This is a genomic window from Brevundimonas sp. DW-iso22 (assembly GCF_058725425.1).
In genome coordinates this window covers 21,971-46,700 of record NZ_JBZXEB010000008.1, presented here as the reverse complement: position 1 = coordinate 46,700, position 24,730 = coordinate 21,971, and the positions used below count along the sequence as shown (strand labels likewise).

The 24,730-nt window shown below is 63.2% G+C and carries 25 protein-coding genes; 11 read left to right on the top strand and 14 right to left on the bottom strand.

Going from position 1 to position 24,730, the window contains the following annotated elements; translation table 11 throughout:
- Position 1: 1 nt before the first annotated feature.
- Both AC4PRM_RS13995 and AC4PRM_RS13990 read right to left on the bottom strand, forming a co-directional pair.
- The gene (locus AC4PRM_RS13995; RefSeq protein WP_492040327.1) at positions 2 to 520 is read right to left on the bottom strand and encodes a SixA phosphatase family protein; all 519 of its coding nucleotides are present in this window, start codon (positions 518 to 520) and stop codon (positions 2 to 4) included.
- A complete protein-coding gene (locus tag AC4PRM_RS13990; protein ID WP_492040326.1) occupies positions 517 to 1,851 on the bottom strand; it encodes a glycosyltransferase in 1,335 nt (444 codons plus the stop codon). The genes AC4PRM_RS13995 and AC4PRM_RS13990 overlap by 4 nt, the downstream gene beginning before the upstream one ends.
- Positions 1,852 to 2,154: 303 nt before the next feature.
- Between AC4PRM_RS13990 and AC4PRM_RS13985 the strand changes: the two genes are divergently transcribed.
- The gene (locus tag AC4PRM_RS13985) at positions 2,155 to 5,331 is read left to right on the top strand and encodes an autotransporter outer membrane beta-barrel domain-containing protein (RefSeq protein WP_373258147.1); all 3,177 of its coding nucleotides are present in this window, start codon (positions 2,155 to 2,157) and stop codon (positions 5,329 to 5,331) included.
- Between the two features lie 59 nt (positions 5,332 to 5,390).
- Here the strand turns inward: AC4PRM_RS13985 and phhA are convergent, their stop codons facing one another.
- Positions 5,391 to 6,266: a phenylalanine 4-monooxygenase gene (gene phhA / locus AC4PRM_RS13980; protein ID WP_373258187.1), complete on the bottom strand. Its 876-nt coding sequence runs from the start codon at positions 6,264 to 6,266 to the stop codon at positions 5,391 to 5,393.
- An 80-nt stretch (positions 6,267 to 6,346) separates the two neighbouring features.
- The gene (locus AC4PRM_RS13975; RefSeq protein ID WP_492040325.1) at positions 6,347 to 6,646 is read right to left on the bottom strand and encodes a hemimethylated DNA-binding YccV-like domain-containing protein; all 300 of its coding nucleotides are present in this window, start codon (positions 6,644 to 6,646) and stop codon (positions 6,347 to 6,349) included.
- 147 nt (positions 6,647 to 6,793) lie between these two features.
- Between AC4PRM_RS13975 and AC4PRM_RS13970 the strand changes: the two genes are divergently transcribed.
- Positions 6,794 to 7,942 carry a Ppx/GppA phosphatase family protein gene (locus AC4PRM_RS13970; protein WP_373258149.1) on the top strand — a complete coding sequence of 383 codons (1,149 nt, stop codon included), beginning with the start codon at positions 6,794 to 6,796 and terminating at the stop codon, positions 7,940 to 7,942.
- Here the strand turns inward: AC4PRM_RS13970 and AC4PRM_RS13965 are convergent.
- From AC4PRM_RS13965 to gyrA, 5 genes are read right to left on the bottom strand one after another with little or no spacing between them, the layout of a single operon-like run.
- Positions 7,918 to 8,820: a peptidylprolyl isomerase gene (locus tag AC4PRM_RS13965; protein ID WP_373258150.1), complete on the bottom strand. Its 903-nt coding sequence runs from the start codon at positions 8,818 to 8,820 to the stop codon at positions 7,918 to 7,920. The genes AC4PRM_RS13970 and AC4PRM_RS13965 overlap by 25 nt on opposite strands.
- Before the next feature lie 26 nt (positions 8,821 to 8,846).
- Entirely contained in the window at positions 8,847 to 9,749 is a 903-nt protein-coding gene (locus AC4PRM_RS13960; protein WP_492040324.1) for a peptidylprolyl isomerase, read from the bottom strand.
- An 8-nt stretch (positions 9,750 to 9,757) separates the two neighbouring features.
- Positions 9,758 to 10,246 carry a pantetheine-phosphate adenylyltransferase gene (gene coaD / locus AC4PRM_RS13955; RefSeq protein ID WP_492040323.1) on the bottom strand — a complete coding sequence of 163 codons (489 nt, stop codon included), beginning with the start codon at positions 10,244 to 10,246 and terminating at the stop codon, positions 9,758 to 9,760.
- Positions 10,247 to 10,295: 49 nt separating this feature from the next.
- Entirely contained in the window at positions 10,296 to 11,093 is a 798-nt protein-coding gene (locus AC4PRM_RS13950; RefSeq protein ID WP_492040322.1) for an aminotransferase class IV, read from the bottom strand.
- A gap of 27 nt (positions 11,094 to 11,120) precedes the next feature.
- Positions 11,121 to 13,883, bottom strand: coding sequence for a DNA gyrase subunit A (gyrA, locus tag AC4PRM_RS13945; RefSeq protein WP_492040321.1), 2,763 nt, complete (start codon positions 13,881 to 13,883; stop codon positions 11,121 to 11,123).
- A 125-nt stretch (positions 13,884 to 14,008) separates the two neighbouring features.
- Here gyrA and AC4PRM_RS13940 point away from each other — a divergent pair, with 125 nt between their 5' ends.
- Positions 14,009 to 14,596, top strand: a complete 588-nt coding sequence (locus AC4PRM_RS13940; RefSeq protein ID WP_487922370.1) for a superoxide dismutase family protein — start codon at positions 14,009 to 14,011, stop codon at positions 14,594 to 14,596.
- A gap of 21 nt (positions 14,597 to 14,617) precedes the next feature.
- Here the strand turns inward: AC4PRM_RS13940 and AC4PRM_RS13935 are convergent, their stop codons facing one another.
- Entirely contained in the window at positions 14,618 to 15,181 is a 564-nt protein-coding gene (locus AC4PRM_RS13935) for a hypothetical protein (protein ID WP_492040320.1), read from the bottom strand.
- Between the two features lie 145 nt (positions 15,182 to 15,326).
- Between AC4PRM_RS13935 and rpmG the strand changes: the two genes are divergently transcribed.
- Complete coding sequence (gene rpmG, locus AC4PRM_RS13930; RefSeq protein ID WP_008262536.1) at positions 15,327 to 15,494, top strand: 50S ribosomal protein L33; 168 nt, start codon at positions 15,327 to 15,329, stop codon at positions 15,492 to 15,494.
- Between the two features lie 94 nt (positions 15,495 to 15,588).
- Complete coding sequence (locus tag AC4PRM_RS13925; protein WP_373258157.1) at positions 15,589 to 15,780, top strand: hypothetical protein; 192 nt, start codon at positions 15,589 to 15,591, stop codon at positions 15,778 to 15,780.
- On the opposite strand, the gene AC4PRM_RS13920 is transcribed toward AC4PRM_RS13925, so the two are convergent.
- The gene (locus tag AC4PRM_RS13920) at positions 15,777 to 17,141 is read right to left on the bottom strand and encodes a PleD family two-component system response regulator (RefSeq protein ID WP_373258158.1); all 1,365 of its coding nucleotides are present in this window, start codon (positions 17,139 to 17,141) and stop codon (positions 15,777 to 15,779) included. The genes AC4PRM_RS13925 and AC4PRM_RS13920 overlap by 4 nt on opposite strands.
- A gap of 5 nt (positions 17,142 to 17,146) precedes the next feature.
- A complete protein-coding gene (locus AC4PRM_RS13915) occupies positions 17,147 to 17,512 on the bottom strand; it encodes a response regulator (RefSeq protein ID WP_292172379.1) in 366 nt (121 codons plus the stop codon).
- 143 nt (positions 17,513 to 17,655) lie between these two features.
- On the opposite strand from AC4PRM_RS13915, the gene AC4PRM_RS13910 reads away from it, so the two are divergent.
- From AC4PRM_RS13910 to AC4PRM_RS13900, 3 genes are read left to right on the top strand one after another with little or no spacing between them, the layout of a single operon-like run.
- Positions 17,656 to 18,915 carry a DNA polymerase IV gene (locus tag AC4PRM_RS13910; protein WP_492040319.1) on the top strand — a complete coding sequence of 420 codons (1,260 nt, stop codon included), beginning with the start codon at positions 17,656 to 17,658 and terminating at the stop codon, positions 18,913 to 18,915.
- A 33-nt stretch (positions 18,916 to 18,948) separates the two neighbouring features.
- A complete protein-coding gene (locus tag AC4PRM_RS13905) occupies positions 18,949 to 19,407 on the top strand; it encodes a RidA family protein (protein ID WP_487922374.1) in 459 nt (152 codons plus the stop codon).
- Positions 19,404 to 20,549, top strand: coding sequence for a GNAT family N-acetyltransferase (locus tag AC4PRM_RS13900; protein WP_492040318.1), 1,146 nt, complete (start codon positions 19,404 to 19,406; stop codon positions 20,547 to 20,549). Before AC4PRM_RS13905 ends, AC4PRM_RS13900 begins: the two co-directional genes overlap by 4 nt.
- Positions 20,550 to 20,552: 3 nt before the next feature.
- Here the strand turns inward: AC4PRM_RS13900 and AC4PRM_RS13895 are convergent, their stop codons facing one another.
- Entirely contained in the window at positions 20,553 to 20,915 is a 363-nt protein-coding gene (locus AC4PRM_RS13895; protein ID WP_492040317.1) for a phage holin family protein, read from the bottom strand.
- 88 nt (positions 20,916 to 21,003) lie between these two features.
- Here AC4PRM_RS13895 and AC4PRM_RS13890 point away from each other — a divergent pair, with 88 nt between their 5' ends.
- Both AC4PRM_RS13890 and AC4PRM_RS13885 read left to right on the top strand, forming a co-directional pair.
- Positions 21,004 to 21,450, top strand: coding sequence for an HIT family protein (locus tag AC4PRM_RS13890; protein ID WP_492040316.1), 447 nt, complete (start codon positions 21,004 to 21,006; stop codon positions 21,448 to 21,450).
- Complete coding sequence (locus tag AC4PRM_RS13885; protein WP_492040315.1) at positions 21,447 to 22,502, top strand: 2OG-Fe(II) oxygenase; 1,056 nt, start codon at positions 21,447 to 21,449, stop codon at positions 22,500 to 22,502. The genes AC4PRM_RS13890 and AC4PRM_RS13885 overlap by 4 nt, the downstream gene beginning before the upstream one ends.
- A 3-nt stretch (positions 22,503 to 22,505) precedes the next feature.
- On the opposite strand, the gene AC4PRM_RS13880 is transcribed toward AC4PRM_RS13885, so the two are convergent.
- Complete coding sequence (locus tag AC4PRM_RS13880; RefSeq protein ID WP_492040314.1) at positions 22,506 to 24,356, bottom strand: ABC transporter transmembrane domain-containing protein; 1,851 nt, start codon at positions 24,354 to 24,356, stop codon at positions 22,506 to 22,508.
- A gap of 149 nt (positions 24,357 to 24,505) precedes the next feature.
- Here AC4PRM_RS13880 and rpmE point away from each other — a divergent pair, with 149 nt between their 5' ends.
- Positions 24,506 to 24,730: a 50S ribosomal protein L31 gene (gene rpmE / locus AC4PRM_RS13875; protein WP_373258166.1), complete on the top strand. Its 225-nt coding sequence runs from the start codon at positions 24,506 to 24,508 to the stop codon at positions 24,728 to 24,730.

Here is a 24,730-nt window from a genome sequence, read left to right as displayed (position 1 = left end):
ATCAGCATTCTGACCGAGCGCCATAGCGGCCTGTCACGCCAAAGACGCTCTCGCCCTGAAGCTTCAAAGTCAGCAAGCGATCATATTCGCAGTCCGGCATGTCGGGCGTGTTCTGGCCCAGAGCGCGAGCGATCATTGGGACTGTGTTACTGTGACCGACGATCAGGATGGTAGAAGTCTCGGGCGCAGCCCTGACGCGGGCGACCAAGTCCGCGACATGAGCTTCTGTGCTGGTATCCAAAGCTATGGCCACGGGTTCGATACCATAGGCCTCAGCCGTAGCAGCCGCCGTGAGACGGGTACGCTGTAGCGAGCTGGTCAGGATCAGATCGATCGAAGACGCCCCCAATCGGTCAGCCAGGGCCTGTGCCCTCGCCTCTCCCTCCCCAGACAGAACAGGATCGGCGCTTTGGTCGGCCTTCTCGGCATGCCGGACCAGAATCACGGTCTGGGCCACGACAGGGGTGCCCAAGGCGAACGCGAGAAAGATGGAGGTCAGAATAGCGACGATGCGGGTCATGCCTCGACCGTGTCACGGACCGTAGTCCGGCGAAAGGCGTCCGCCCCGCTGACTTCAGCATAGACGTCGCTCAAATCCTCGAACACGCGATTCCAGGAGAAGCGCTCGACCATGCGGGCGCGGGCCGAATCGCCAATGGCCTCGATATCGCGCTCGAACAGCGCCTCGATCGCGGCGGCATAGACTGCGGGATCGGCACTGGCGGCCAGTTGTCCGACACTGTCGTCAACAGTCTCCGCCACACCGCCGGAGTTTACGCCCACGACGGGCCGACCGCAGGCCATGGCCTCGAGAACGATCAGGCCGAACGGCTCCTTGTCGTTGGCGTGCACAAAGGCATCGCAGGAGGCGATGATCTTGGCCACGGCTTTCGGGTTGGCTTCGTAGGGAAGCGAAATCACCCGCTCTTCGGCCGGCATCCCTGCACCAGCCCCGACCAGCACCAGATGATAGGGCTCGCCAAGCCGCTGCACAGCTTCAATGAGGACATCGATGTTTTTCTCTCGCGCCGGCCTGCCAGCGAAGCACAGCAGTCTGGCCGAGGATGGCAGACCCAGTTTGGTCAGCAGCCACTCGCGGTCACGACGGTCGGGCCGAAAGGTGTCGATTTCCACACCTAATGGCCGGATCACGATATTTCCAACACCTGCCTCTTCCAGTCGCCGCGCGATGTAGCGACTGGGCGACACGACCTTGTCGAACTGGCCGAATAGACGCGCCCAGCGTTTCTCAACCGGTTTCTTGGCCCATTCTCCAAAATGAAGCGCGGCCAAACCAGCGGGATCGGAGTGGCAAAAGCCGATTACGGGGCAACCCGCCCTTTGCCCAGCCTCCAGCGCCCCCTGCCCTGGCGTATAGGGATCGCCAGCCTCGATCACGGTCGGATGCAGGGCTGCTACCCATGCCCCCCAACGACGCACAGAGGTGGGCCATCGGTAGCCGTCACCAAACGGGAGCTTTGTAGCATGCAACTGCACCACGCCATCGTCACCGGCCCGGTGATGCGCGCCCGGCACGACCAGCGAGTGAGCCACGCCGGGCCGATTGGTTTCAAGCCAGCTCTTCTTGGACTGGAGATAGCGCTTAACCCCTCCGGATTTCGGCGCGTACAGCATAGTGGTATCAACCAGGCGGGGACGCTCATCCTCTGCCGCCGCCTTCAAGGCCGCCAGCGTATTTGAAACTTCTTCATCCCATCCTGGTATCAGGCGCAGTTCGCCTTCTTCGACCTCCAGTCCCGCCAGGCTCATCAACTCCGCTTCCTGCGGACTGATAGCGCCACTGCGGCGAGCCCGTTTCTGGATACGGCGGGCCTTGCGAACCCGGGACATGTGAGACTTCACCATACCCGGGCCGTAGCGCCGCCCGCAGGCAATCTCAAGCGTCATCCGCTATCTGACAAATCCACGTGCTGAGACCTCGAGGTCACACCAAGGCTCATGGTCAGCCAACGAAGGCCCGACAACCGGTAATTCGGGCCGTCCATCGCTCCGGCCACGCTCGTCCCCGGACATTTCCATCCGCCTTCGGCCTTGCATTCGCCTCAAATTCGAGAAACTTGAGGCATGCTGAACCGGTCCCTGATAGAGGATTGTCGGCGTCTCTGCGTGTCTCGTCCACGGGGTTTTCTTCGAATGCGTATTCTACTTGCGACCGCAGTTGCGATCGCTCCCTTGATGGCCGCAACCGGTGCAATGGCCGAAGTCGTGATCTCGACGACGAGGACTACGCCCATCACGACAGGCAACGCCACTGGCAGTGGTCCTGACAACGTAAGAATTACAACGGGCGGGCTGATTAGCGTCTCGAGCGGTACCGCCGTGACCGTCGACTCGAACAATACATTTGGCATCGGCGGAAACGGTGCCATCAACATGCTCAATGCTTCTGATGGTGCGACCGCTGTTTTGGTCAATCCGGGTGTGACAACAACTCTGATATTCGATGGCGGCATTTCCATAACGGATTCGATCGCAGAATATCCTGACACGGATAATGACGGTGATCTGGACGGGCCCTGGGCCACTGGTTCCGGGCGATATGGCATCAGACTCGCCGCCGGCGCTCCGGTCACCGGGGACATCGACATCATCGCTGGCACCGGCATCATCAATGTCGAGGGCAACAACTCGTTTGCTGTCTCCATTGAGTCCGGACTAATCGGAAACTTCGAGAGCTTGGGCACACTTCGGGTCGTGGGGGACAATTCGGTCGCCCTACAGACTACCGGTGATGTCACAGGCAACGTTACCCTGCTGGGCCAGGTCATAGCCAGGGGCGAGAACTCTTCAGCCGTATCGACGCAGGGCGACATCAGCGGGAGGCTTACGCTCCAAGGCGAAATCAGCGCGAGCGGGTATCGCTACACATCGCGTGGAAACGACGATTTTGAATCCAAGCTAGATCCTGACGATAAGTTGCAGGGCGGACCCGCGGTAGTGATTGCCGGCAATGTTGCAGGTGGCGTCGTGGTGGATCGCCCCCCGACAACCAGCACAACAAATACTGACGTTGATGGTGATGGAATTCCCGATGCCACTGAAGGCACGGGTGTGATTAACAGCTTCGGCCAGGCACCAGCTGTCCTGGTAAGTTCTTCTAGCCAATCGATTACGCTGGGTAACATCGGCACCGGAGATAACGCCTACGGTTTCATAAATCGCGGCACGATCAACGCGCAGGGCGTTTATGATCTTATTGACGCCAACGGCCTCGTTTTCGGCGGGGTGGCAGGTCAAACAGTGGATCTGACCGGTGGTTTTCTGAACCAGGGCACGGTCGCCACGCTCGCAAACGATGCTGATGCTACTGCGGTGCGCTTCGGTGCAGGAAGCATTGCTCCAGCCGTATCGAATTCCGGCGCGATCACCGCGGGCGTAGCAAGCGACGTGGCGGCCACTGCGACCGCAGTTCAGATCGACGCAGGTGCCGTCGTTCAAAGCCTGACAAACAGTGGCAGCATCCTTGCCAGCACCGGCGGCGGCGTCGCCGATGTCGTCGGCATTAATGACCAAAGCGGCACGCTCACATCGATTACAAACCTCCGTTCGATTCAGGCTGCGATAGGGCCGAACGAAGCGGGTGATCCGATCACCGGTTCAAGCACGGCAATCGACGTGAGCTCCAACACCACGGGCGTGACCATAACGCAACGCGGCGTTGTCGGTACCCCGACCGCGACCAGCCCGGACTCGGACGGTGACGGCGTCCTCGACTCCGAGGAACCAGTAATTTTCGGGGCCATCAGGCTGGGTACCGGAGCTGACACCGTCAGCATCGAAAATGGCTTGGTGGAAGGTGATATTTCCTTTGGAGATGGCGCTGACAATCTGGCGATCAGCGGCGACAGCGTTGTTCGCAGCGAGATTACCGACACAGACGGCGCTCTGAGCATCAACATCGCCAATGGAACGCTGGATTCGCTAAGAACGACGGCGCTCAATCTCACGACACTGGATATTGGGGCCGACGGTAGGTTGCTGATTAGCCTGGACCCGGAGAATAGCACCGGAGGCACTTTCGTTGTGTCTGGCGCAGCCACCTTGGCAACAGGTGCTGAACTGGGTGTGCGCTTCAACTCTCTTTTGACAGCTCCACGTCGCTTCGATCTGATCGACGCCGGGACACTGAACCTTGGAGATGTCGATCTGAGCACGATCGGCGACAACTCACCGTATTTGTACGTGGTCGAGGCAGGAACAGACCAGGCAAATGGAATAGTGTTTGCCGACGTGCGTCAGCGCACAACTGCCGAAGCTGGAATGATCGGTGCCGAAAGCGGCATCTATGATGCTTTCTACAGCGCTTTAAGCCGTGATGAAGATGTCAGGAACGCCTTCCTGACGCAGACGGGCCGCGACAACTTCTTCAATCTGTATGAGCAGTTGCTGCCGGAACATTCCGGAGGCCCACTCCTGTCGCTGGCATCGGGCGTAGACGCCGTCACCCGCGCCCTGACGGGACGCAATGCCTCCGCCGCCCCAGGCGAAACCAGCGCCTGGGTTCAAGAGATCAATTTCTACGCCGACAAGGATCGCACCGACACATATGGTTTCCGCTCAGAGGGCTTTGGCGTCGCGGGTGGCGTCGAACGCGGGACGGGTCTGGGCGCTGTTGGTTTGTCAGTTGCCTTCACCTCATCCGATCTAGAAGACCCCGAGGCCGAGGCCGAAGAAGTCCTGTCTGCCAACCTCTTGGAGTTGGGCCTCTACTGGCGTGCACAGGGCCAGTATTGGACGACTTGGGCTCGAGCGGCAGCCGGCTATGCTTCGTTCGAATCGGAGCGCCGTCTGGTCGGCGCAGGTCTGAACCTGCGTAATGAGGCCAGCTGGAACGGCGTGACACTCGCCGCTGCCGGTGGCGCTTCGTATGAGCGCAACTTTGGCCGGTTCAGCTTCCGTCCTGAGGTTTATGCCGAGTATTTCTCGCTGAGCGAGGATGGTTATACCGAAGAAGGCGGCGGCGACGGGTTCGATCTGGAGATCGACGACCGCGAAGGCCACCTTTTCTCGGCGACCGCTGCCATCAACATCGGAATGGGTATGGGCGAAAACAGCTGGTTGCGACCAGAGGTTCGTCTCGGCTGGCGTCAGAATATCTCGGTGGATCCGGGCGACACTATCGGTCGGTTCACCTCTGGCGGGCCCGACTTCCGACTGGATCCGGCCACCGTCGAAGGCGGTGGACCAATCCTGGGCTTCCGCATGAATGTGGGTAACGAACTGGGCATGCTGTCGATCAGCGCCGACGCCGAGCTTATAGAAGACTACGTCCGCTACATGCTGTTCCTGCGGGCCAGCTTCCGCTTCTAGACCTGCTAAAATAACGCCCGCCAGCAGCCGCTGGCGGGCGTTTCTGCGGCTGATGCTAGTCAGGCTGCGAAGCGTCCGCCTTCAATCGCATAGGCTTGGTTGCCTCGCGTGATGACGTCATCACTCGGCAATATGGCGTCTATAGCAATGGTTTCTGCCCCTTGGAGCCGCTCATAGACCGGACCGAAATCCTGAAGTGTCACAGCTTTCAGCGCATCGATGCTGTCGATAACGAAATAGACCTGCTGGAAATCGTCGATCCGATAAAGGGTCTTCATCACCCGCTCCAGATCGAAGCCGATCCGATTAGGCGAGGCATCCTCGACCGCGAACACACTCTCTGTCGCTGAAGAGACGATGCCGGCCCCATAGATTCGGAGCTGGCCTTCCTCTCGCATCAAGCCAAACTCGACAGTGTACCAGTAAAGGCGTGCCAAGTTGGGCAGCATGCCCAGTGAGGCCGCGCGTTGGCCGCCTTTCCCATAGGCCTCCATATAATCGGCGAAATCGGGGTCCGTCAGCATCGGAACATGGCCGAAAACGTCGTGGAAGATGTCCGGCTCCTGCAAATAATCCAGCTGATCGGGTGTGCGGATGAACTGGCCCGAAGGGAAACGACGGTTGGCCAGGTGGTCGAAAAAAACGTCATCAGGCACGAGACCGGGCACACAGACTACCGTCCAGCCCGTCAATGCCTGCAGCTTGGGATTCATGACCGCGAAGTCGGGAATGCCGCCCGTATTGAGATCCAGCGCGTTCAGCCCCTTCATGAAGACTTCGGCCGCCCTGCCCGGCAGGATTTTCATCTGCCGGGCATAAAGGGTGTCCCAGGTCTGGTGCTCGACCGGCGTGTAGGCAGACCAGTCCTGGGGGATCGTCCAGTCGGCGGCCGCGCCCTCTGGCGGCGTTTCAAAGACATGGGCAAAATCGGACATCGACGGGCTCCTCGCACACTCGGCCTTCAGGGCTCTATCAGTGCAATCTAGGCTCGCCGCAGAACCTAGCCAATGGGCCATCAGTGAAGAGCGTGATCGACCGGTGTGAAGCGCCCTTCGGGATGCACAGTGAAAAGTCGATCAGCGTCATCGGGATGGAGGACGCCCTGGTTGGAGTCGGGGATGAGATCATCCTCGCGAGTATAGGCCGTGAACCCGCCATCGGGGCCTACCGCCAGGATACGATAGAAGGGCTGGCCTGCCTCAGCCACCCGATCGTCGAAGGACGGGTCGATATCGATCACAACCCCGCGAAAGCTGGCGTCGCGGCGCTGAACAACATCGCCGAGGCTGAATCTGGCTGTGGTCTGGCGCTCCATGAGGACAGCTTTGCCATAGCGGTTCTGAGCGCTGCCCGGCCTCGCCGTTCATTTTCATGACAGGATCGCTTGGCGCGGAGCATACGCGCGGCCTAGAGTGATGCTGACGGGCACCGCAATGGACCGCCCACCTTGAAAGATTCGGCCATGCCGGAGACCGACGACGCGCGGAAGCGTGACGAGCGGTCCCAGTCCGGTCGCTCCAGCGGATCGCGCGCCCGGGATGGCGACGACGCTCGAGGAGCGCGGGCAATGGGTCGTGAAGCACCTCTGTATGGGGCGCTGGACCTGGGGACCAACAACTGCCGGCTGCTGATTGCGCGGCCAAGCCGCGAAGGCTTTCGCGTGGTCGACAGCTTCAGCCGGATCGTGCGCCTGGGCGAGGGCCTGGGTCGTACAGGGCGCCTGGATGAGGCCGCGATGGATCGGGCCTACGATGCACTGGACCTCTGTGCCGAAAGAGTGGTCCGCAAGGACATAGACCCCAGCCGTTTGATGGCTGTCGCCACCCAGGCCTGCCGTCAGGCCGAGAATGGCGCAGCCTTCATAGAGCGCGTCCGGCTGGGGACAGGACTGAAGCTGCGCATTATCGATCCGGTTGAGGAGGCGCGGCTGGCCGTTGAAGGCTGCCTCAACCTGTTCGACCCTACGGCCGAGGCCATTCTGGTCGTCGATGTCGGAGGGGGGTCGACGGAGCTGAGTTGGCTCAAGAAGACCGGGTCGAGGTTTGAGCTGCTGGGCTGGATGTCGGCCCCTGTCGGCGTGGTCACCTTGGCGGAACGGCATCCGGAGCCAGCGGCATCGCCAACTCGAGCGCTGGACGACTGGTACGAAGCCATGGTCGCCGATATGGGACAAGCCATCGCCTCCGCCCCGGTGGATCCGTCCTTGCGCGAGCTTTTTGCCAGTGGCCGCGCGCATCTGGTGGGCACTTCGGGGGCCATTACCAGTCTGGCGGGCATACATCTGGGCTTGAAGCGGTACCAGCGGAGCCTCGTCGACGGGCTCTGGATGACGCGGGCCGACTGCGAGAAGGCTGCGCAGATGTTGAAGGATCTGGGTCCGGAGGGCCGCGCGGCCGAGGCCTGCATCGGGCCGGATCGGGCCGATCTGGTTCTGGCCGGAGCAGCCATCATGGAGGCGATCCAGCGGGCCTGGCCGTCGGAGCGGGTCCGGGTCGCCGACCGCGGCCTGCGCGAGGGTTTGCTGTTGCAGCGGATGCGCGAGGATCACCGCCCGGCCCGCAGACGCCGGCGGCGCAAACGCTCAGGTCAGGCGGCTGGCCCGGCGACCTGAACCGGCAGAGTGATGTCGCAGACCGAGAAGTCTGCACCGCGTGACGTTCTCGTCTCTGCCACCAAGGCCTGAAAGCGTGGCGAGGCGGTGTCCAGCACCCGAACCGAAGGCCGTTCCACCTCTGGCAGGTCGGAGGCTATGCGGACGCGGGTCATCCGATCAGGTTCCGAGCCGACCATGCCGTTGTCGCCATCGCCGACCTTGATCGCGCGGACCACATCCAGACCCGACACCGTCATGCCCCAGACGGAATAGCGCTTGTCCAGAGCCGGATAGGACTGGCGCATCAGGAAGAACTGACTGTTGGCCGTGTCATTGCCCTCGTCGCGGGCCATGCCTGCCACGCCGGGGCAGTAAAGGCCCCAGCCATGCACCTTGGCATCGCCGGTCAGGGCAAATGCGGAATCAGGCTGGGTCTGGACCGGCAAAGAGCCCAGAAAGCCCACCAACGCTCCGGAGGGGGCCGCCACGGGCGTGAAGGGCATAGAGGGGTCGCGGCGGAAAGTGAACTCGCCTTTCAAATCCGGATATGGGCTCTGGCCTTCGCCATTTCCGAGCGGGTCACCCGTCTGGGCCATGAACCAGTCGATGACCCGATGCCAGGCCAGATTGTCATAGAAGCCGTTGCGCGACAGCAGGCGGATGCGCTCGACATGCAGCGGCGCAACCTGAGGCATCAGTTCAACCAGGACCCGGCCCTTGGTGGTGTCGATGACCAGCAGGTTCTCGGCCGCGACCGAGCGCCATTCGGGCGCAACCATCGTCGTTTCAAGCGTCGGCGTGGGCGGTGGGGGTGGTGGACCGCCGACGTCCTGGGCCGCTACAGACTGCGCTAGGGCCAACGTCCCGGCGGCGATCAGTCCTGAAAGATTACGCATGGTGTCCCCTCCCCTTCGTATTGCGCTTAGCCGCTGACCATTTCCGCAGGCGGCAGGGCGTCACAGATTGTGAATCGGGTCCCCCGCGCGGCGCGGCGTTCGGCCAGCACCGCCACATAGGCGGGATTGGCCACGTCCATGACGCGAACAGACGGACGCTCTGCCTCCGGCATGGCGGCAGCGGTACGAACGCGCGTCATCACGTCGGGGTCGGTGACGCGGCCATTTGCAGCTTCTGGCCCCACTTTCAAAGCAGCCACGACCTCTTGCCCCACAAGGACACGCCCGAACGGGGTGTAGGTACCGTTCAGATTGGCGCTTTCGGCCAGGGTCAGGAAGAACTGGCTATTGGCACTGTTCGGGTCGGTGTTGCGTGCCATGCCGGCAATGCCGGTGCAGAACAAACCAAAGGCGTCGGTGCGGCCGTCAGCGTTGAACATCATCTGGGCATCCGGCTGGGTCTGAAGCGGCATAAAACCCATGATGCCGCGCGTCCCCGCCCCGCTTTCCGCTACGGTGGCGAACCTTGCGTCGCGCCCTCGCCGGAACTGAAACTCGCCAGGCACGTCAGGCAAGTCGCTGCTGCCCGCGCCGGTGCCCAAGGGATCGCCGGTCTGGGCCATGAAGCCCGCCATGACACGGTGCCACGCCAGACCGTCGTAGAAGCCACGATCAGCCAGCGTGCGGATACGCTCGACGGATTGCGGAGCCAGACGCGGGTCCAGCCCGACCAGGATGCGACCCTTGTTGGTGTCGATGACCAGCAAATTCTCTGGCGCGACGGTCCAGGATGCGTCGGCAGGTATCGGCGTCGCAGCGATCGCCGGGGCCGGTGTTGCTGCGGTCTGTGACACGCTCTGGGCCACCGCCGATCCGGCCGTCAGGGCCGCGACGCACAAGCCCAAGACCAGATGGCAGTTCACACTCATAAAGTCTCTCATACTCGGTTCATGACCTTGGCCCGGACGGCCTCGGCGACCGTGGGGCTGACGAAACTGTCGATCGCGCCGTCCAGACGGGCGATTTCCTTGACCAGGCGCGAGGCGATGGCCTGGTGCCGAGGATCAGCCATCAGGAAGACGGTTTCGATGTCGGCATTGAGGCGCTGGTTCATCGCCGTCATCTGGAACTCGTATTCGAAGTCCGCCACGGCCCGCAGGCCACGCACGATGATGCTGGCGTTCAGTTCTTCGGCGAAATGCATCAGCAGGCTAGAGAAAGGGCGTACCTCGATCCGGTCGCCGAACTGGGCGACCTCACGCCGGACCATCTCGACCCTCTCTGAGGTCGTGAACAGCGGGCCCTTGTCGTCGTTCTGGGCAACGCCGATGACCAGCTTATCGACCAGTTTCACGGCCCGGCCGATGATGTCCATATGGCCGTTGGTGACCGGATCGAAGGTGCCCGGATACAGTCCGATGTGCATGGCGTTCCCCCTGCCTTTCCTGAGGTTTAGCAGGTGCGACAGTTCTGGCCTAGATCGTCTGATGCGGCTGTGACGACCAAGCATTCTTCAGTCGGACGATCAGATCGGGCCGCACTTGAAAGACGTGGTCATCGATGGCTGTGACCGATGCGGCCTGTGTGGCGCTGTTGCAGATAAAGGCCGCTTCGAAATGGGAAAGGTCTGCGGCAGTGACGAGCTGAGTCGTCTGGCTGATATCCTGCGCTTGCAAGCCCCTATAAAGCAGTGCCTGGGTCACGCCGGCCAACATGGGTGCGTCAGGCCAGACGACGGTGTCGCCGGACAGGAAGCCGATATTCCAGAGAGAGCCTTCGGAAATCCGACCGTCACGATCCGTGAACAGGGCATCGTCGAAACCGGCAGCTCTGGCCGCGCGACGCGTGCGCAGCAGGCCGAAGGTGGCGACGTGCTTCAGGTGCGGAGCATCGCGCTCATAGGTCTGGAGTTGCAGCCGCGTGGTGTCGGCCAGCGGTGAAGGCGGGTCGAAGACACCGATCATAACACGCGGGTCACCCTGGGCCGTCGGATCCCGATTTGAGATGGCGTTCGAGAACAGGCTGATGCGTAGCCAGGCATTCTGGCGCATGCCGAGGGCCGAGCACATCAGGGCGCGGAGGTGATCCATCCCGACGGTCTGGCCGAAGAGCTCGACGGCAGAGGCCTCCAGCCGGGCCAGGTGCAAATCCAGACCACGCACGCCGCCGTCCTCGACCCGGAACGAGGTGTAGGCCCCGTAGTTGACCAACGCCTGATGGGCCAGGTCTTCGAACGTAGCGGGGGCACCGTCGATGAAGAGGTTGGTCGTCACTTTATTCCTCCTCCGACGGGGGAGGAATTAGGCCTCGGCGTCACCGCTGTTCTCGACCGCACCTTCATCATCCCCGCCACTGTCCGGAAGGCGCTCGACCGAGACGACCTTCTCGCCCTGTGCGGTTTTGAAGATGGTGACACCCTGGCTGGAGCGGCCGACGATGCGGACCTGGGCCATGGGTGTGCGGATCATCTGACCACCGGAGGTGACCAGCAGCAGGTCATCGCCTTCCTGAACCGGGAAGGCGGCGGCCAGGCGTGTGCCTGCGCGTCCGCCCAGGCCGTGGGCGGTCAGCCCCTGCCCGCCACGACCCGTGCGGCGGTATTCATAGGCCGAAGAGCGCTTGCCGAAGCCGGTTTCGGTCACAGTCAGAATGAACTGTTCGGCGGCCCCCAGTTCGGCGATACGCTCGACCGACAGGGCTGCCTCGCCGGCACCTTCCGCCTCGTCGTCGCCTTCGACGACCGCCGTGTCATCCTCGCCGTCGGTGGCGCGGCGCATGGCGTTCGCGTGTTTGACATAGGCCGTGCGCTCTTCAGGCGTGGCATCGACGCGGCCGAGAACAGCCATGGAGATGACCTCGTCGCCCTCCTGCAGGCGAACGCCGCGCACACCGGTCGAATCGCGGCCCTTGAAGACCCGCACATCGTCCGCCTTGAAGCGGATGGCACGGCCCAGGGCGGTGGTCAGCATGACGTCGTCGTCGGCGGTGCACAGGGCCACGCCAACCATGCGGTCGCCGTCTTCCAGCTTCATGGCGATCTTGCCGGCCCGGTTGACGGTGGCGAAATCCGACAGCTTGTTGCGGCGCACGTCGCCGGAGCGAGTGGCGAACATGATGTCGTAGTTATCCCAGTCATGCTCGTCTTCGGGCAGAGGCAGGACATTCATAATGCTGTCGCCCGGCTCGATGGGCAGCAGGTTGACGAAGGCCTTGCCGCGCGAGGTCGGATTGCCCAGCGGCAGGCGCCAGGTCTTGAGCTTGTAGGCCTTGCCGTTGGTGGCGAAGAACAGCACCGGCGTGTGGGTCGAGGCGGAGAAGACGCCGGTGATGGCGTCCTCGTCCTTCATCGTCATGCCGGACTTGCCCTTGCCCCCGCGATGCTGGGTCCGATAGGCGTTCAGGGCGACGCGCTTGACGTAGCCGCCGTGGGTGACGGTGACGACCATGTCCTCGCGCGGGATCAGGTCCTCGTCTTCCAGCTCGAAGTCGCCGTCGCCGATCATCGTCCGACGCGGCACGGCGAACTCGGACTTCACCAGCAGCAGGTCCTCGCGGATAATGGCCAGCACATTGGCGCGGTCCGACAGGATGGTCAGGTGACCCTGGATGGTGTCGGCCAGTCCCCTCGCCTCGCCGAAGATGTCATCGCGGCCCAGGCCGGTCAGGCGGCTGAGGGTCAGGCCCAGGATGGCGCGGGCCTGTTCGTCGGTCAGGTTCAGCTTGTCGCCGTCGATCAGCATCGAGCGCGGGTCGGCGATCAGTTCGATCAGGGCGATCATGTCGCCGACCGGCCAGGATTTGGCCTGCAAACGCTCGCGGGCCTCGGCCGGATCGGCGGAGGAGCGGATGATGTGGATGACCTCGTCGATATTGGCGACGGCGACGGCCAGGCCGACCAGGACGTGGCCGCGGTCGCGGGCCTTGGCCAGCTCAAACTTGACCCGGCGGATGACCACCTCTTCCCGGAAGTCCAGGAAGACGTCCAGCATCTTGCGCAGGCCCATCTGCTCGGGCCGTCCGTGGTTCAGCGCCAGCATGTTGACGCCGAACGACGACTGCATGGAGGTGAAGCGCCAAAGCTGGTTCAGGACCACATCGCCCGAGGCGTCACGCTTAAGCTCGATGACCATGCGCATGCCGTCGCGGTCGGATTCGTCGCGGACGTCGCTGATGCCCTCGATCCGCTTTTCGCGGACCATTTCGACGATGCGTTCGATCAGGGTCTGTTTGTTGACCTGGAACGGCAGTTCGGTGACCACGATGGCCTCGCGGTCCTTGCGGATGGTCTCGATGGAGGCCTTGCCCCGCACGATGACGGAGCCGCGGCCCTCGCGCAGGGCGTTGCGGGGGGCTGTGCGGCCCATGATCTCGCCGCCGGTGGGGAAGTCGGGGCCGGGCACGATGTCCAGCAGCGCCTCTTCACCCAGGTTCGGATCGTCCAGCAGGGCGACACAGGCGTCGATGATCTCGCCCAGATTATGCGGCGGGATATTGGTCGCCATGCCGACGGCGATGCCGCCCGCGCCGTTGACCAGCAGGTTCGGAATCCGGGCCGGCAGGACGACGGGCTCCAGTTCCTTTTCATCGTAGTTGGGCTGGAAATCGACGGTGTCCTTGTCGATGTCTGTCAGCAGGGCCGCCGCCGCCGGGGCCATCCGGGCCTCGGTGTAACGCATGGAAGCCGGCATATCGCCGTCGACCGAGCCGAAGTTGCCCTGGCCATCGACCAGCATCAGACCCATGGAGAAGGGCTGGGCCATGCGGACCAGGGCCATATAGACCGAGGCGTCGCCGTGCGGGTGGAACCGACCCAGCACATCACCGACCACACGCGCGCATTTCGAATAGGCGCGGTCCGGAGACATCTTCAGATCGTGCATCGAATACAGGATGCGGCGATGCACGGGCTTCAGCCCGTCGCGCGCATCCGGAAGGGCCCGGGACACGATCACGCTCATGGCATAATCGAGGTAGGAGCGCCTCAGCTCGTCCTCGATCGTGATGGTCGAAATGTCACTGCCGCCCGATGGGGGTGCGGCATTGGTATAGGTGTCGTCGGTCAAGGAAATCGGGCTTTAAATGGCCGGAATCGGAACGTGATCCGCTACCGCGTTTTCTAGCAGTCTGGCCCGCGCAAGGCAAAGTCGCCGCGACCGGGCATTCGTTCAATGCACAAGGATTTTTCGCCATGCGCCTGCCCCTGATCGCCGCCGGACTGATGAGCCTTCCCATGATCGCCTGTGCCCAATCGCAAGATATGGCCCAGCATGCCGGTCACGGGATGAACCACGGCACGACGCGGGCGACCGTGGGCGCGACGGCTCAGGCTCCGCTGATGAATGCCCAAGGTGCTTCGGCGGGCAGCGCCACCTTCCGCCAAGGCCCTACCGGCGTGCTGATCCGGGTCGAGGCCAGCGGCCTGACGCCCGGCTGGCACGGGCTGCACCTGCATGCAGTGGGTCAGTGCGAGGGCCCGGGCTTCCAGTCCGCCGGGGGCCACGTCCAGCACAGCGCCGAGGCCAAGCCGCATGGCCTGCTGAACCAGGACGGCGATGACGCGGGCGATCTGCCCAATCTGTATGTCGGGGCTGACGGACGCGGCATGGCCGAAGTCTTCACCACGACGGCAGCTCTGGTCGAAGGCGGACCGGGCCAACACCTGCTCGACGCCGACGGCTCCAGCATCATGATCCACGCCCAGGCCGACGACTATGTCAGCCAGCCCATCGGCGGATCGGGTGCGCGCGTCGCCTGCGGTATCGTCAGCGGCGGCTAGGAACTCGCTCAGACCGTCCCGTCACTCGCTGACGGGACGGGTCAGGTCGAACTCCACGCGGAAGTGACGGTTGGCCCGGCGCAACTCATAGGCGTAGATTCGCCCCGGATGGACCTCGACCGCCCAGACATTGGTGGTCGATACGGCTGCATTGCCCGCGTTGAACAGTTCGACCGAGAAATCATCGACAGGAAATTCCTGACGATTGGCTGTCCCCGCACTGGTCGTGTCGCCGCCATACCAGTGCAGGCCGTCCGGGTTGCCCTGAGGGTCGCGGTGATCATGCTTCAGCGTCAGGCCACCCTCTTCGTTCTGGCTGACGACCCAGGTGCGGGAGCGGTCTTCGCCGACCCAGAAAGGAATACGGACTTCCTCGGCGGAACAGTCGCGCACGTGCATCAACAGGCGTTGGCTGGTGAAATCGGCATCAGCCGCATCGGTCGTGACCACTCTGCCGACGAATCGCTGGCCACACAGGCCATTGAGATTGGCCATGAAGGCGCTCTGCTGAGGCGCGGGCATCGGCGTCGTGGCGCAGGCAGACAGGGCCATCAGCGCGGCAGTGGCAAGGATGATCTGTTTCATGTGAGGCAGCCTAATCGGAAGGTCTCAATCCGCCTAATCGAGTCAAGTTCAAGATGCTGCGCAAACCGCGTTGACTTCCGGGCGTCCCTGAGTATGTTCCGCGCCTCATATTTTAGCGGCTTTCGCCGTCGCAGAGGTAATTCCGATGGCTAAGCCAGCTTCGATCAAGATCCGCCTGAACTCGACCGCCGACACCGGCTTCTTCTATGTCACCAAGAAGAATGCCCGCACCATGACCGAGAAAATGGTCGTCAAGAAGTACGATCCGGTCGTTCGCAAGCACGTCGATTTCAAGGAAGGCAAGATCAAGTAAGGACTTGATCGCACCGATCTTTTGAGGCGCCCGGTCGAAAGGCCGGGCGTTTTTCTTTGGGCGGGACATTGCCGCAGCGTGCTAGGGTGCCGTCATGAGCGACGCTGATAATGACCCGACAGTGGCTGCCAATGAGCCTGCGGGGGAAACCCCGATCCAGAAGGCGCTGCGTCTGAAAAAGGCGACGATCGACGCACGTCCGACACCGCCCAAGGGTGGCAAGTTTCAGCGTGAGCAAGCTGCGCGCATCGCCTCGGGCAAATCCAAGCCTTGGATGAGCCGCTAGGCAGCCCGCGCGATGACCTGATCGCGACCTTTAGCCTTGGCTTCGTAGACGCCTTCGTCGGCACGTTTCAGAAGAGCGTCCGGCGTGTCGCCGATACCACCACTGGCAGAGACGCCGATTGAGACAGTAACGGTCAGCGACTCGGCTCCCCCCATTATCGGAAAGGGTTGAGCCGCCACGTCGCGTCGGATGCGATCAGCGACGCGGGTCGCGGCTTCCAGCGACGCACCGGGCATGATGACGACGAACTCCTCGCCACCCATCCGACACGGCAGATCGATGGCGCGAACATTGGTCGCCAGCCTGACAGCAAACTCCTGGAGCACTTCGTCGCCCGCGTCGTGACCAAAACTGTCGTTGACGACCTTGAAGTGGTCGATGTCCATCATCAAAACAGCGAAGCCTTCACCTCCCTGCGCCGACCGGATCATCATGGTGTCCAGCTGGCCTGCCATGTAACGGCGGTTGTGCAGGCCGGTCAGGGCGTCGGTGACAGCCATTTCCAGGCTATAGTCCAGCTTTTCCTTCAGAAAGTCCGTATAGCGTTTGCGCCGCACCTGGGTGCGGGTGCGGGCCGACAGTTCCTCAGGGTCCACAGGCTTGGGCAGAATGTCATTAACACCAAGCTCCAGCGCCTTAAGCAGGCGCGGCCGGTCGGCGGGATCGACGACGGCCAGGACTGGCACCCGCCGCGACGCCTCGGTCGAGCGCACCTGCGCCACGAAACGCAGGCCGTCGAACTCTGCAGACGAGACATTGACGATCATCAGATCGATGGGACCGCGTGCCGCGATCAGGGCAGCGGCCGTGTCAGGCTCAACTACCGGGCGATGTTCCTGCGACAACTGTTCGACCATACGCTCGGCCTGAACGGTGCTGTCGTCGACAATCAGGATGCGCCCGCCTGAACCTCTGAGACGCCCGGCCCCGCCGGTGTCGACACCCATCCGCCGCCCGCTCTCCTCACGCTCGCGCAGTTCGTCCATTACAGACTTGAGGCGGACGAGGGATTTCACCCGGGCAAACAGGATGACGTCGTCGATCGGCTTGGTAACAAAGTCGTCGGCCCCGGCCTCCAGACCCTTGATCTTGTCTTCGCGCCCATCCAGCGCAGTGACCAGAACGACCGGGATGTGCCGGGTGACGGGATCGGCCTTCAGACGTCGGCAGGTCTCGAACCCGTCCATGCCAGGCATCATCACGTCCAGCAGGATGATGTCAGGGCGCTCCTCGCCCGCAATCTGAAGGGCTGTCGCGCCATCCATGGCGGTCAGCACCTCATAGTATTCCAGCGTCAGCTTGGCCTCGAGAAGCCTGACGTTGGTCTCCAGATCATCGACGACGAGGATTCGTGCAGTCATCGCCCTTAGCCCAGATGTTTTCGGACGACGTCAAGGAAATGCATCACCGAGATCGGCTTCGAGATATAGGCCTCGCAGCCGCCCTGACGGATTCGCTCCTCGTCGCCCTTCATGGCGAAGGCGGTGACGGCGATGACGGGGATGTGGCTCAGTTCCTCGTCGTCCTTGAGCCATTTGGTGACTTCAAGGCCACTGATCTCGGGCAGCTGGATGTCCATCAGGATCAGGTCGGGGCGATGTTCACGCGCAAGCGCAAGCGCCTGCAGGCCTTCGCGGGTCTGCAGCGTCTGATAGCCCTGCGAGTCGAGGAGATCATGAAAGAGCTTCATGTTCAGCTCGTTATCCTCGACAATGAGGACGGTCTTGGACATCGGCACCCGGTCTTTCGCCCCGGGTTCGCAAACTTTGCGGCCCGGGCTTTTTTCACGCGTCTACGGATGCACTATGCCTTGCCGGGTCTTAAGTTGGGGTGAAGCCACGCCAACCCTGTTTTGCGAAAGGAGGCACGTCGCGCATGAAGTCCCTCTGCCGCGACTGCCTGTGGAGTTCCGCCGAGATTGTCACGCGGTGCGAGGCCTGCCTGTCACGTCGGCTGATTGCGCATGAGGAACTGGACCAGCTGACCATCGCGCATCTGGACTGTGATGCCTTCTATGCCTCGGTGGAAAAGCGAGATCGGCCCGAACTGCGCGACAAACCGGTCATCGTCGGAGGCGGCAAGCGAGGCGTCGTCTCCACCGCCTGCTATGTTGCACGCCAGTATGGCGTCGGTAGTGCCATGCCGATGTTCAAGGCCTTGAAGGCCTGTCCCGAGGCGGTGGTCATCAAACCTGACTTTCGCAAATATGTGCACGAGAGCGAGCGCATTCTGGGAACACTGGCCCGTCTGACACCCCTGATTCAAACGCTGTCGCTGGACGAGGCCTGGGTCGATCTGTCGGGGACGGAGCGGCTGAACGGTGGACCGCCTGTATGGCAGCTGGTGCGGGCACAGAACGAGATCGAGCGAGAGACCGGCCTGACCGTCTCCATCGGCCTGGCCCCAAACCGTTTCTTGGCGAAGATCGCGTCCGAGTTGGACAAGCCGCGCGGGCTTTCGGTGATCGGGTCGGACGCCCAGGCCCTGCTGGCCCCCAAGTCGGTGAAAGTCCTGCCGGGCGTGGGGCCGGTGTTCCTGAAGACCCTGCAGAGCGACGGCTATGCCACTGTCGGGGATCTGGCCGCCGCCGATCCGCGCGATCTGATCAAACGCTATGGTGAGACGGGTTTTCGTCTTCACGAACTGTCCCATGGCCGCGATGCGCGTACGGTCAATCCTGAACGCGACCGCAAGGGGATGAGTACGGAAACGACCTTCAACGAGGACCTGACCAGCGCCGCCGATCTGGAGGCCGAGCTATGGCCGCTGTGCGAAAAACTGGCGTCCAAAGCGCGGCGCGACGGCGTGGCCAGCCGGGTGATCGTGCTGAAGCTGCGGCGGACGGATTTCAAGATCGTGACGCGGCGCATCAGCCTGCCCGAACCCGTTCAGACCGCGCGGGCGCTGTTCGCCGCGGCGCGTGAGCTGATGGCACCTGAACTCGGTCGCCCCTATCGCCTGATCGGCATCGGCATGGCGGAGGTCGTGGATTCGGTCGATACGCCAGCGCTGTTTGAAACCACCGAGACACGGACGCTGAGAACCGAGACCGCCATCGACGCCCTGCGCGCCAAATTCGGCCAAGGGGCCGTGATCGCGGGACGCGCCCTTCCCGGCAAGACGCCCGCAGGCTAAACCGCCCGCATAGTCCCTCAGGAGCCCTGTCCCATGACCGTCGCCGCCCGCCTGGCCGAACTGAACATCACCCTCCCCGAGCCCGCCAAGGCCGTGGCCAACTATGTCGGCTGGGTCCGCACGGGCAATCTGGTTCACATCTCCGGCCAGCTGTCGAACGATGCCTCGGGCGGCATCAAGGGCACGGTCGGAGACGACGTCACGCAGGAACAGGCGCTGGCCGCCGCCCGCCTGTGCGGCATCAATTTGCTGGCGCAACTCAGCGACGCCCTGGACGGCGATCTGGAGCGGGTCGTGCGGGTCGTGAAACTGGGCGGCTTCGTTCAGGCGGCCGGCGACTTCACCGCCATTCCCGCCGTGATCAACGGCTGTTCGGACCTGATGGTCGAAGTGTTCGGCGACAAGGGTCGCCACGCCCGTGCCGCTGTCGGCGTCTATCGCCTGCCCCTCGGCTTCGCCGTCGAGGTCGATGCCGTCATCGAGGTGCAGTGACCTTCCACATCACGGTTCACGATCGGGTCGCGGACATCGGCAAGGCCGAGTGGGACGGCTGTGCCGGGCCCAGCGGCGACCCCTTCCTGTCCTTCGATTTTCTAGACGCCTGCGAGGCCTCGGGCAGCGCCGTGCCGCGTCAGGGCTGGGCCGGACGACACCTGTGTCTGCGCGACGACCAGCGCCGGGTGACCGGTGTCATGCCGCTCTGGCTCAAGGGCCACAGCCAGGGCGAATACGTCTTCGACCACAGCTGGGCCGACGCCTATGAGCGGGCGGGCGGCCAGTATTACCCCAAGCTTCTGGGAGCCGTGCCCTTCACGCCGGTGACCGGGCCACGCTTCCTGGCCCACCCGTTTGCCGACGAGGCCACGGTGCGCCTTGCCCTCCTCCAGGGCGCGACGGCTCTGGTCGAGCGGCTGGGCGTGTCATCATTGCATGTGAACTTCCCCACACAGGCTGACTGGCGGGCCATGGGCGAGGCCGGTCTGCTGCTGCGTGAGGATATGCAATATGTCTGGCGCAACGACGGCTACGGCACGTTCGACGACTTTCTGGCGGCCCTGGCGTCCAACCGGCGCAAGACCATCCGGCGCGAGCGGCGCGACGCCCAGGCGGGCCTGGACATCCGTGTGCTGACCGGGCGGGATATCGAGCCTGCGCACTGGGACGCCTTCTTCGCCTTCTACATGGACACGGGCGAGCGGAAGTGGGGGCGACCCTATCTGACGCGGGATTTCTTTGACCGGATCGGCGCAACCATGGCCGACCGCATCGCCCTGATCATGGCGTTCCGGGACGAGGTGCCGATCGCCGGAGCGCTGAACTTCATCGGTGACGAGGCCCTGTACGGGCGGCAATGGGGCGCGCTGGAAGAGGTGCCCTTCCTGCATTTCGAGCTCTGCTACTATCAGGCCATAGAGTTCGCCATCGCGCGAGGCCTGTCACGGGTCGAGGCAGGGGCGCAAGGCGAGCACAAAATCGCGCGTGGCTACCTGCCCTCCCCCGTTTATTCGGCCCACTGGATCGCCGATCCGGCCCTGCGGGAGCCAGTCGCCCGCTATCTGGACGGCGAGCGCCCGGCCGTGGAGGCCGAGATCGCTGTGATGGCGCAGGAACTGTCGCCGTTCCGAAAGAGCTGAATGTCAGTTGCTGCGGCGGCGGTCGTCACCGCCGATGAACCAGCCCGCGATCCAGCTGACGACGCCCGTGACGATGGCGGCACCAATGCCAGCCCATAGCCCATCGACGACGAACCCCTCCAGGAACATGGCGACCAGACCGATCATGGCCGCGTTCACCACCAACAGGAAAAGGCCGAAGGTGATGACGGTCAGAGGAAACGTCAGGATGGTCAGGATCGGCCGCACCACGGCGTTGGCGATGCCCAGCAGCAGGGCCGCGATCAGCAGCGTCGTCGTCGATGCGACCGCTACGCCCGGCACGATCTGGGCCGCCAGCCACAGGGCGAGGGCCGTGACGGCGAACTGGATGATGAAACGCAGCATGGGAAAGTCTCCGGTCAGAACCTTGACCATAACGCGAACGGCTTGATCCGGCTCCCCTCTTTCGCAACGATGGGATCAGGAGATTTCGATGACACTTCACGCGCCCTACGACCCCGACAACATCTTCGCCAGGATTCTGCGCGGAGAGATACCGGCGGTGAAGGTGTGGGAGGACGATCACGTCCTGGTCTTCATGGACGTGTTCCCTCAGTCTGAGGGTCATGTGCTGGTCATAGCCAAGACCTCAACGGCCCGTAACCTGCTGGAGATCGAGCCGGAGGTGCTTAATCGCGTTGTGGCAGCCACCCAGCGCACGGCGCGGGCGTTGGAAAAGGCGCTAAAGCCCGAGGGCTTTCAGATCATGCAGTTGAATGGGGAGGCGGGCGGCCAGACGGTCTTCCACCTGCATTTCCACGTCATCCCGCGCTGGTCCGACCGCCCGATGAAAGGTCATGGCCATGCACCAATGGCCGAGCCCGCAGTTCTCAGGGGTTTGGCAGAGCGGATCGCTGCGGAACTGGAGCCTGCGGGGTGAGTCGGATCACAGGGCCGGGTTTCGGAGAGCCCGCGCCTGGCTTTGCCACGCCGGGGGTCACCAATCCGCGCTATGTCTTCGACACGGCGGCGGGAAGATACCTGCTTCTGGCCATCGTCCATGCCGGGCCGGGTGTCGAGACGGCTGTGCGTACCCTCGAGCAGCGGCGAAAGACGTTCGACGACCTCCACGCCAGCGCCTTCGTGCTGATCGTCGGCGACGACGCGCAGCGGCAGACCCGCCAGGATGGCTTGCCGGGCCTGCGCTTCCTGTTCGATACCGACGGCGCAATCGCGGCGCGTTACGGTGCCGCCGATACAGATCGCTGGTTTTTGATCGATCCCGCTCTTCATGTGCTGGCCGCCGGGCCTGCAGATCAGGCCAGTCGGATGATAGAGCGGTTGACTCAGTTGCCGCCGCCTGGCCGACACTCCGGCGCGGCCGGCGCAGCTCCCGTCCTGCTGACGCCGCGCATCTTTGAACCCGCCTTTTGCGAGGCGCTGATCGGCCTCTACCGCGAAAAGGGTGGCGAGGCGTCAGGGTTCATGCGGGAGATCGATGGCGTGACCACCCTGATGATGGATGAAAATCACAAGCGCCGTACGGATGTGATGGTGGATGACGCTCAAGTGCAGAAACAGATCATGGCCCGGCTGAGACAGCGTCTGGTCCCGCAGATCACCAAGGCCTTCAACTTTCAGCCCACCCGCATCGAACGCTATCTGGTGGCGCGCTACGATGCCGAGACCGGCGGCTTTTTCCGCCCGCATCGCGACAATACCACGAAGGGTACTGCGCACCGTCGCTTCGCGGTCTCGATCAACCTGAACGCCGAGTACGATGGCGGCGATCTGCGCTTTCCTGAGTTTGGAGACCGAACTTATCGACCACCGCCTGGCGGAGCCTGCGTCTTCTCATGCTCTATGCTGCACGAGGCGACCCCGGTGACACGAGGCGAGCGATTCGCCTTCCTGCCTTTTCTGTATGACGAAGCGGCGGCAGCGATCCGCGAGGCCAACCTGAAATATCTAGACCCGGCGCTTTCGGCCTGAACCTCAGGTATCGCGGAACTGCAGTTTTGCCAGTCTGGCGTAAAGCCCGCCCTGCGCGATCAGGTCCGCATGGCTGCCCTCTTCCACCACGCGGCCGTTTTCCATGACAGCGATCCGGTCGGCCCGAAGAACCGTAGCCAGACGGTGGGCAATGACGATGGTGGTGCGGGCTTCCATGGCTTGATCCAGAGCTACCTGGACCAGTTGCTCGCTCTCGGCATCCAGGGCCGATGTCGCCTCATCCAGCAGCAGTATCGGGGCGTCACGGACGAGGGCACGCGCGATGGCCATGCGCTGGCGCTGGCCGCCCGACAGGCTCTTGCCGCGTTCGCCCAGCGGCGTGTCGAAGCCTTCTGGCAGAGCCTCCACGAATGTCAGTGCCTGGGCTTCACGGGCGGCAGAGACGACGTCATCCGATGTCGCAGTTTCACGCCCGAAGCGGATGTTTTCATTGGCAGAGCCGGAGAACAAAGGTGCCTCCTGCGACACCCAGGCGAAGCGGCTGCGCACAGCCACAGGATCGGCATCACGGACATCGACACCATCGACGCTGACCACACCGGATTGGGGATCATAAAAGCGAAGCAGGAGCCGGAACACGGTGCTCTTGCCCGCCCCCGACGGTCCTACCAACGCGACCGTTTCGCCGGCCCGGACATTTAGCGTGAAACCGCGCAGGGCGGGCAAATCGGGGCGTCCGGGGTAGCTGAAGCCGACATCTGTCATCGACACCTCGCCGATAGCCGGGCTCGGCAGCACTTTCGGAACGGCCGGTGCCTCGATAGCGGCTTGAGCACGCATGAGTTCGTCGATCCGCTCCATGGCTCCGGCGGCCTTCTGGACATCACCCCAGCTCTCGCCCAGTGCGCCGACCGCCGCCGCCGTGAAGACCGACAGCAGAACGAACTGTAGCAGCGCGCCTGTGCTCATCCGGCCTGCGATCACGTCCTGGGCCCCCAACCAGAGGACCAGGGTCACGCCGCCAAACATCACGATGATGATCAGGGCTGTCATCAAGGCGCGTGCCCGCATGCGGACAAGGGAGACGCCGAATGCGTCCTCCACCGCCTGGCCGAAGCGGGAGATCGACGAGGCTTCGCGGCCAAAGGCCTGGACGGTCTCGATGGCATCGACGCTTTCGCCGGCAAAGCCCACGGCATTGGCAAACCGGTCCTGGGACTGGACCGTCAGCTTGCGAACCCGTCGGCCGAACACGAACAGCGGCACGATCAACAGCGGCACGATCAGCAGGACGAAGCCTGTCAGCTTGGGGCTGACGATGAACAGCAGCACGGTCCCGCCGACCAGCGTCAGCGCATTGCGCAGCGCGTAGGAGACCGAGGTCGTCATCAGGGTTTCGATGAGGGCGATATCGGTGGTCAGGCGCGACAGCACCTCGCCGGTCCGAATCTTCGCATAGAAGGACGGGTCCAACGTCAGGATGCGCTCGAACAGGCCCTTGCGCAGGTCCGCAATGACCCGCTCTCCCGTCTTGGTGACGTAGAAATAACGGGCCGCCGTAGCCAGACCGAGCAAAAACGCATTTGCCCCGAGGACGAGAAACCAGAAATTGAGCTGGGAACCGCCGTCCCGGAAGCCATTGTCGATGGCCCCGCGCGCGGTCGCCGTCAGCCCCAGGGACGCCGCCGTGGAAACCAGCAGCCACAGGCTGGCGACGACCAGATGCCCCTTGTGTCGCATGGCATAGGGCAGCAGCCGCAAGAGAGGCCGCACATTGCGAGACCGGGCCCGTCGCCCCGCCGCCTCGGTGATCTGTTCGCTGAGTTGCGCCCCCGCCCCGGGACGCGCCCGAAGGTCAGCGGTGTCGGTCGGAGCGGCAAAGGTTTCGGTCATTGTGCGCGCCTCTTGCCCCGGAACGCCCCCCGGTGTAAACGCCGCCGCTCATTCCCGCCGGGTTCTGTTGTCACAGGCACGGCGGGTTTCTCATTTTCGCGCATCGACGGTCGGCATCGTCACCGCGCCAGAGACAACGGACGACGACCATGAAGGCCGATACCCACCCCGACTACCATTTCATCACCGTCACCATGACGGATGGTACGACCTATCAGACGCGCTCGACCTATCAGAAGGAAGGCGCTGTCCTGAACCTGGATATCGATCCGCTGACGCACCCGGCCTGGACGGGCGGAAACCAGCAGATGCTGGACCGTGGTGGCCGCGTGTCGCGCTTCAACAACAAGTTCGCCGGCTTCATCAAGAAGTAG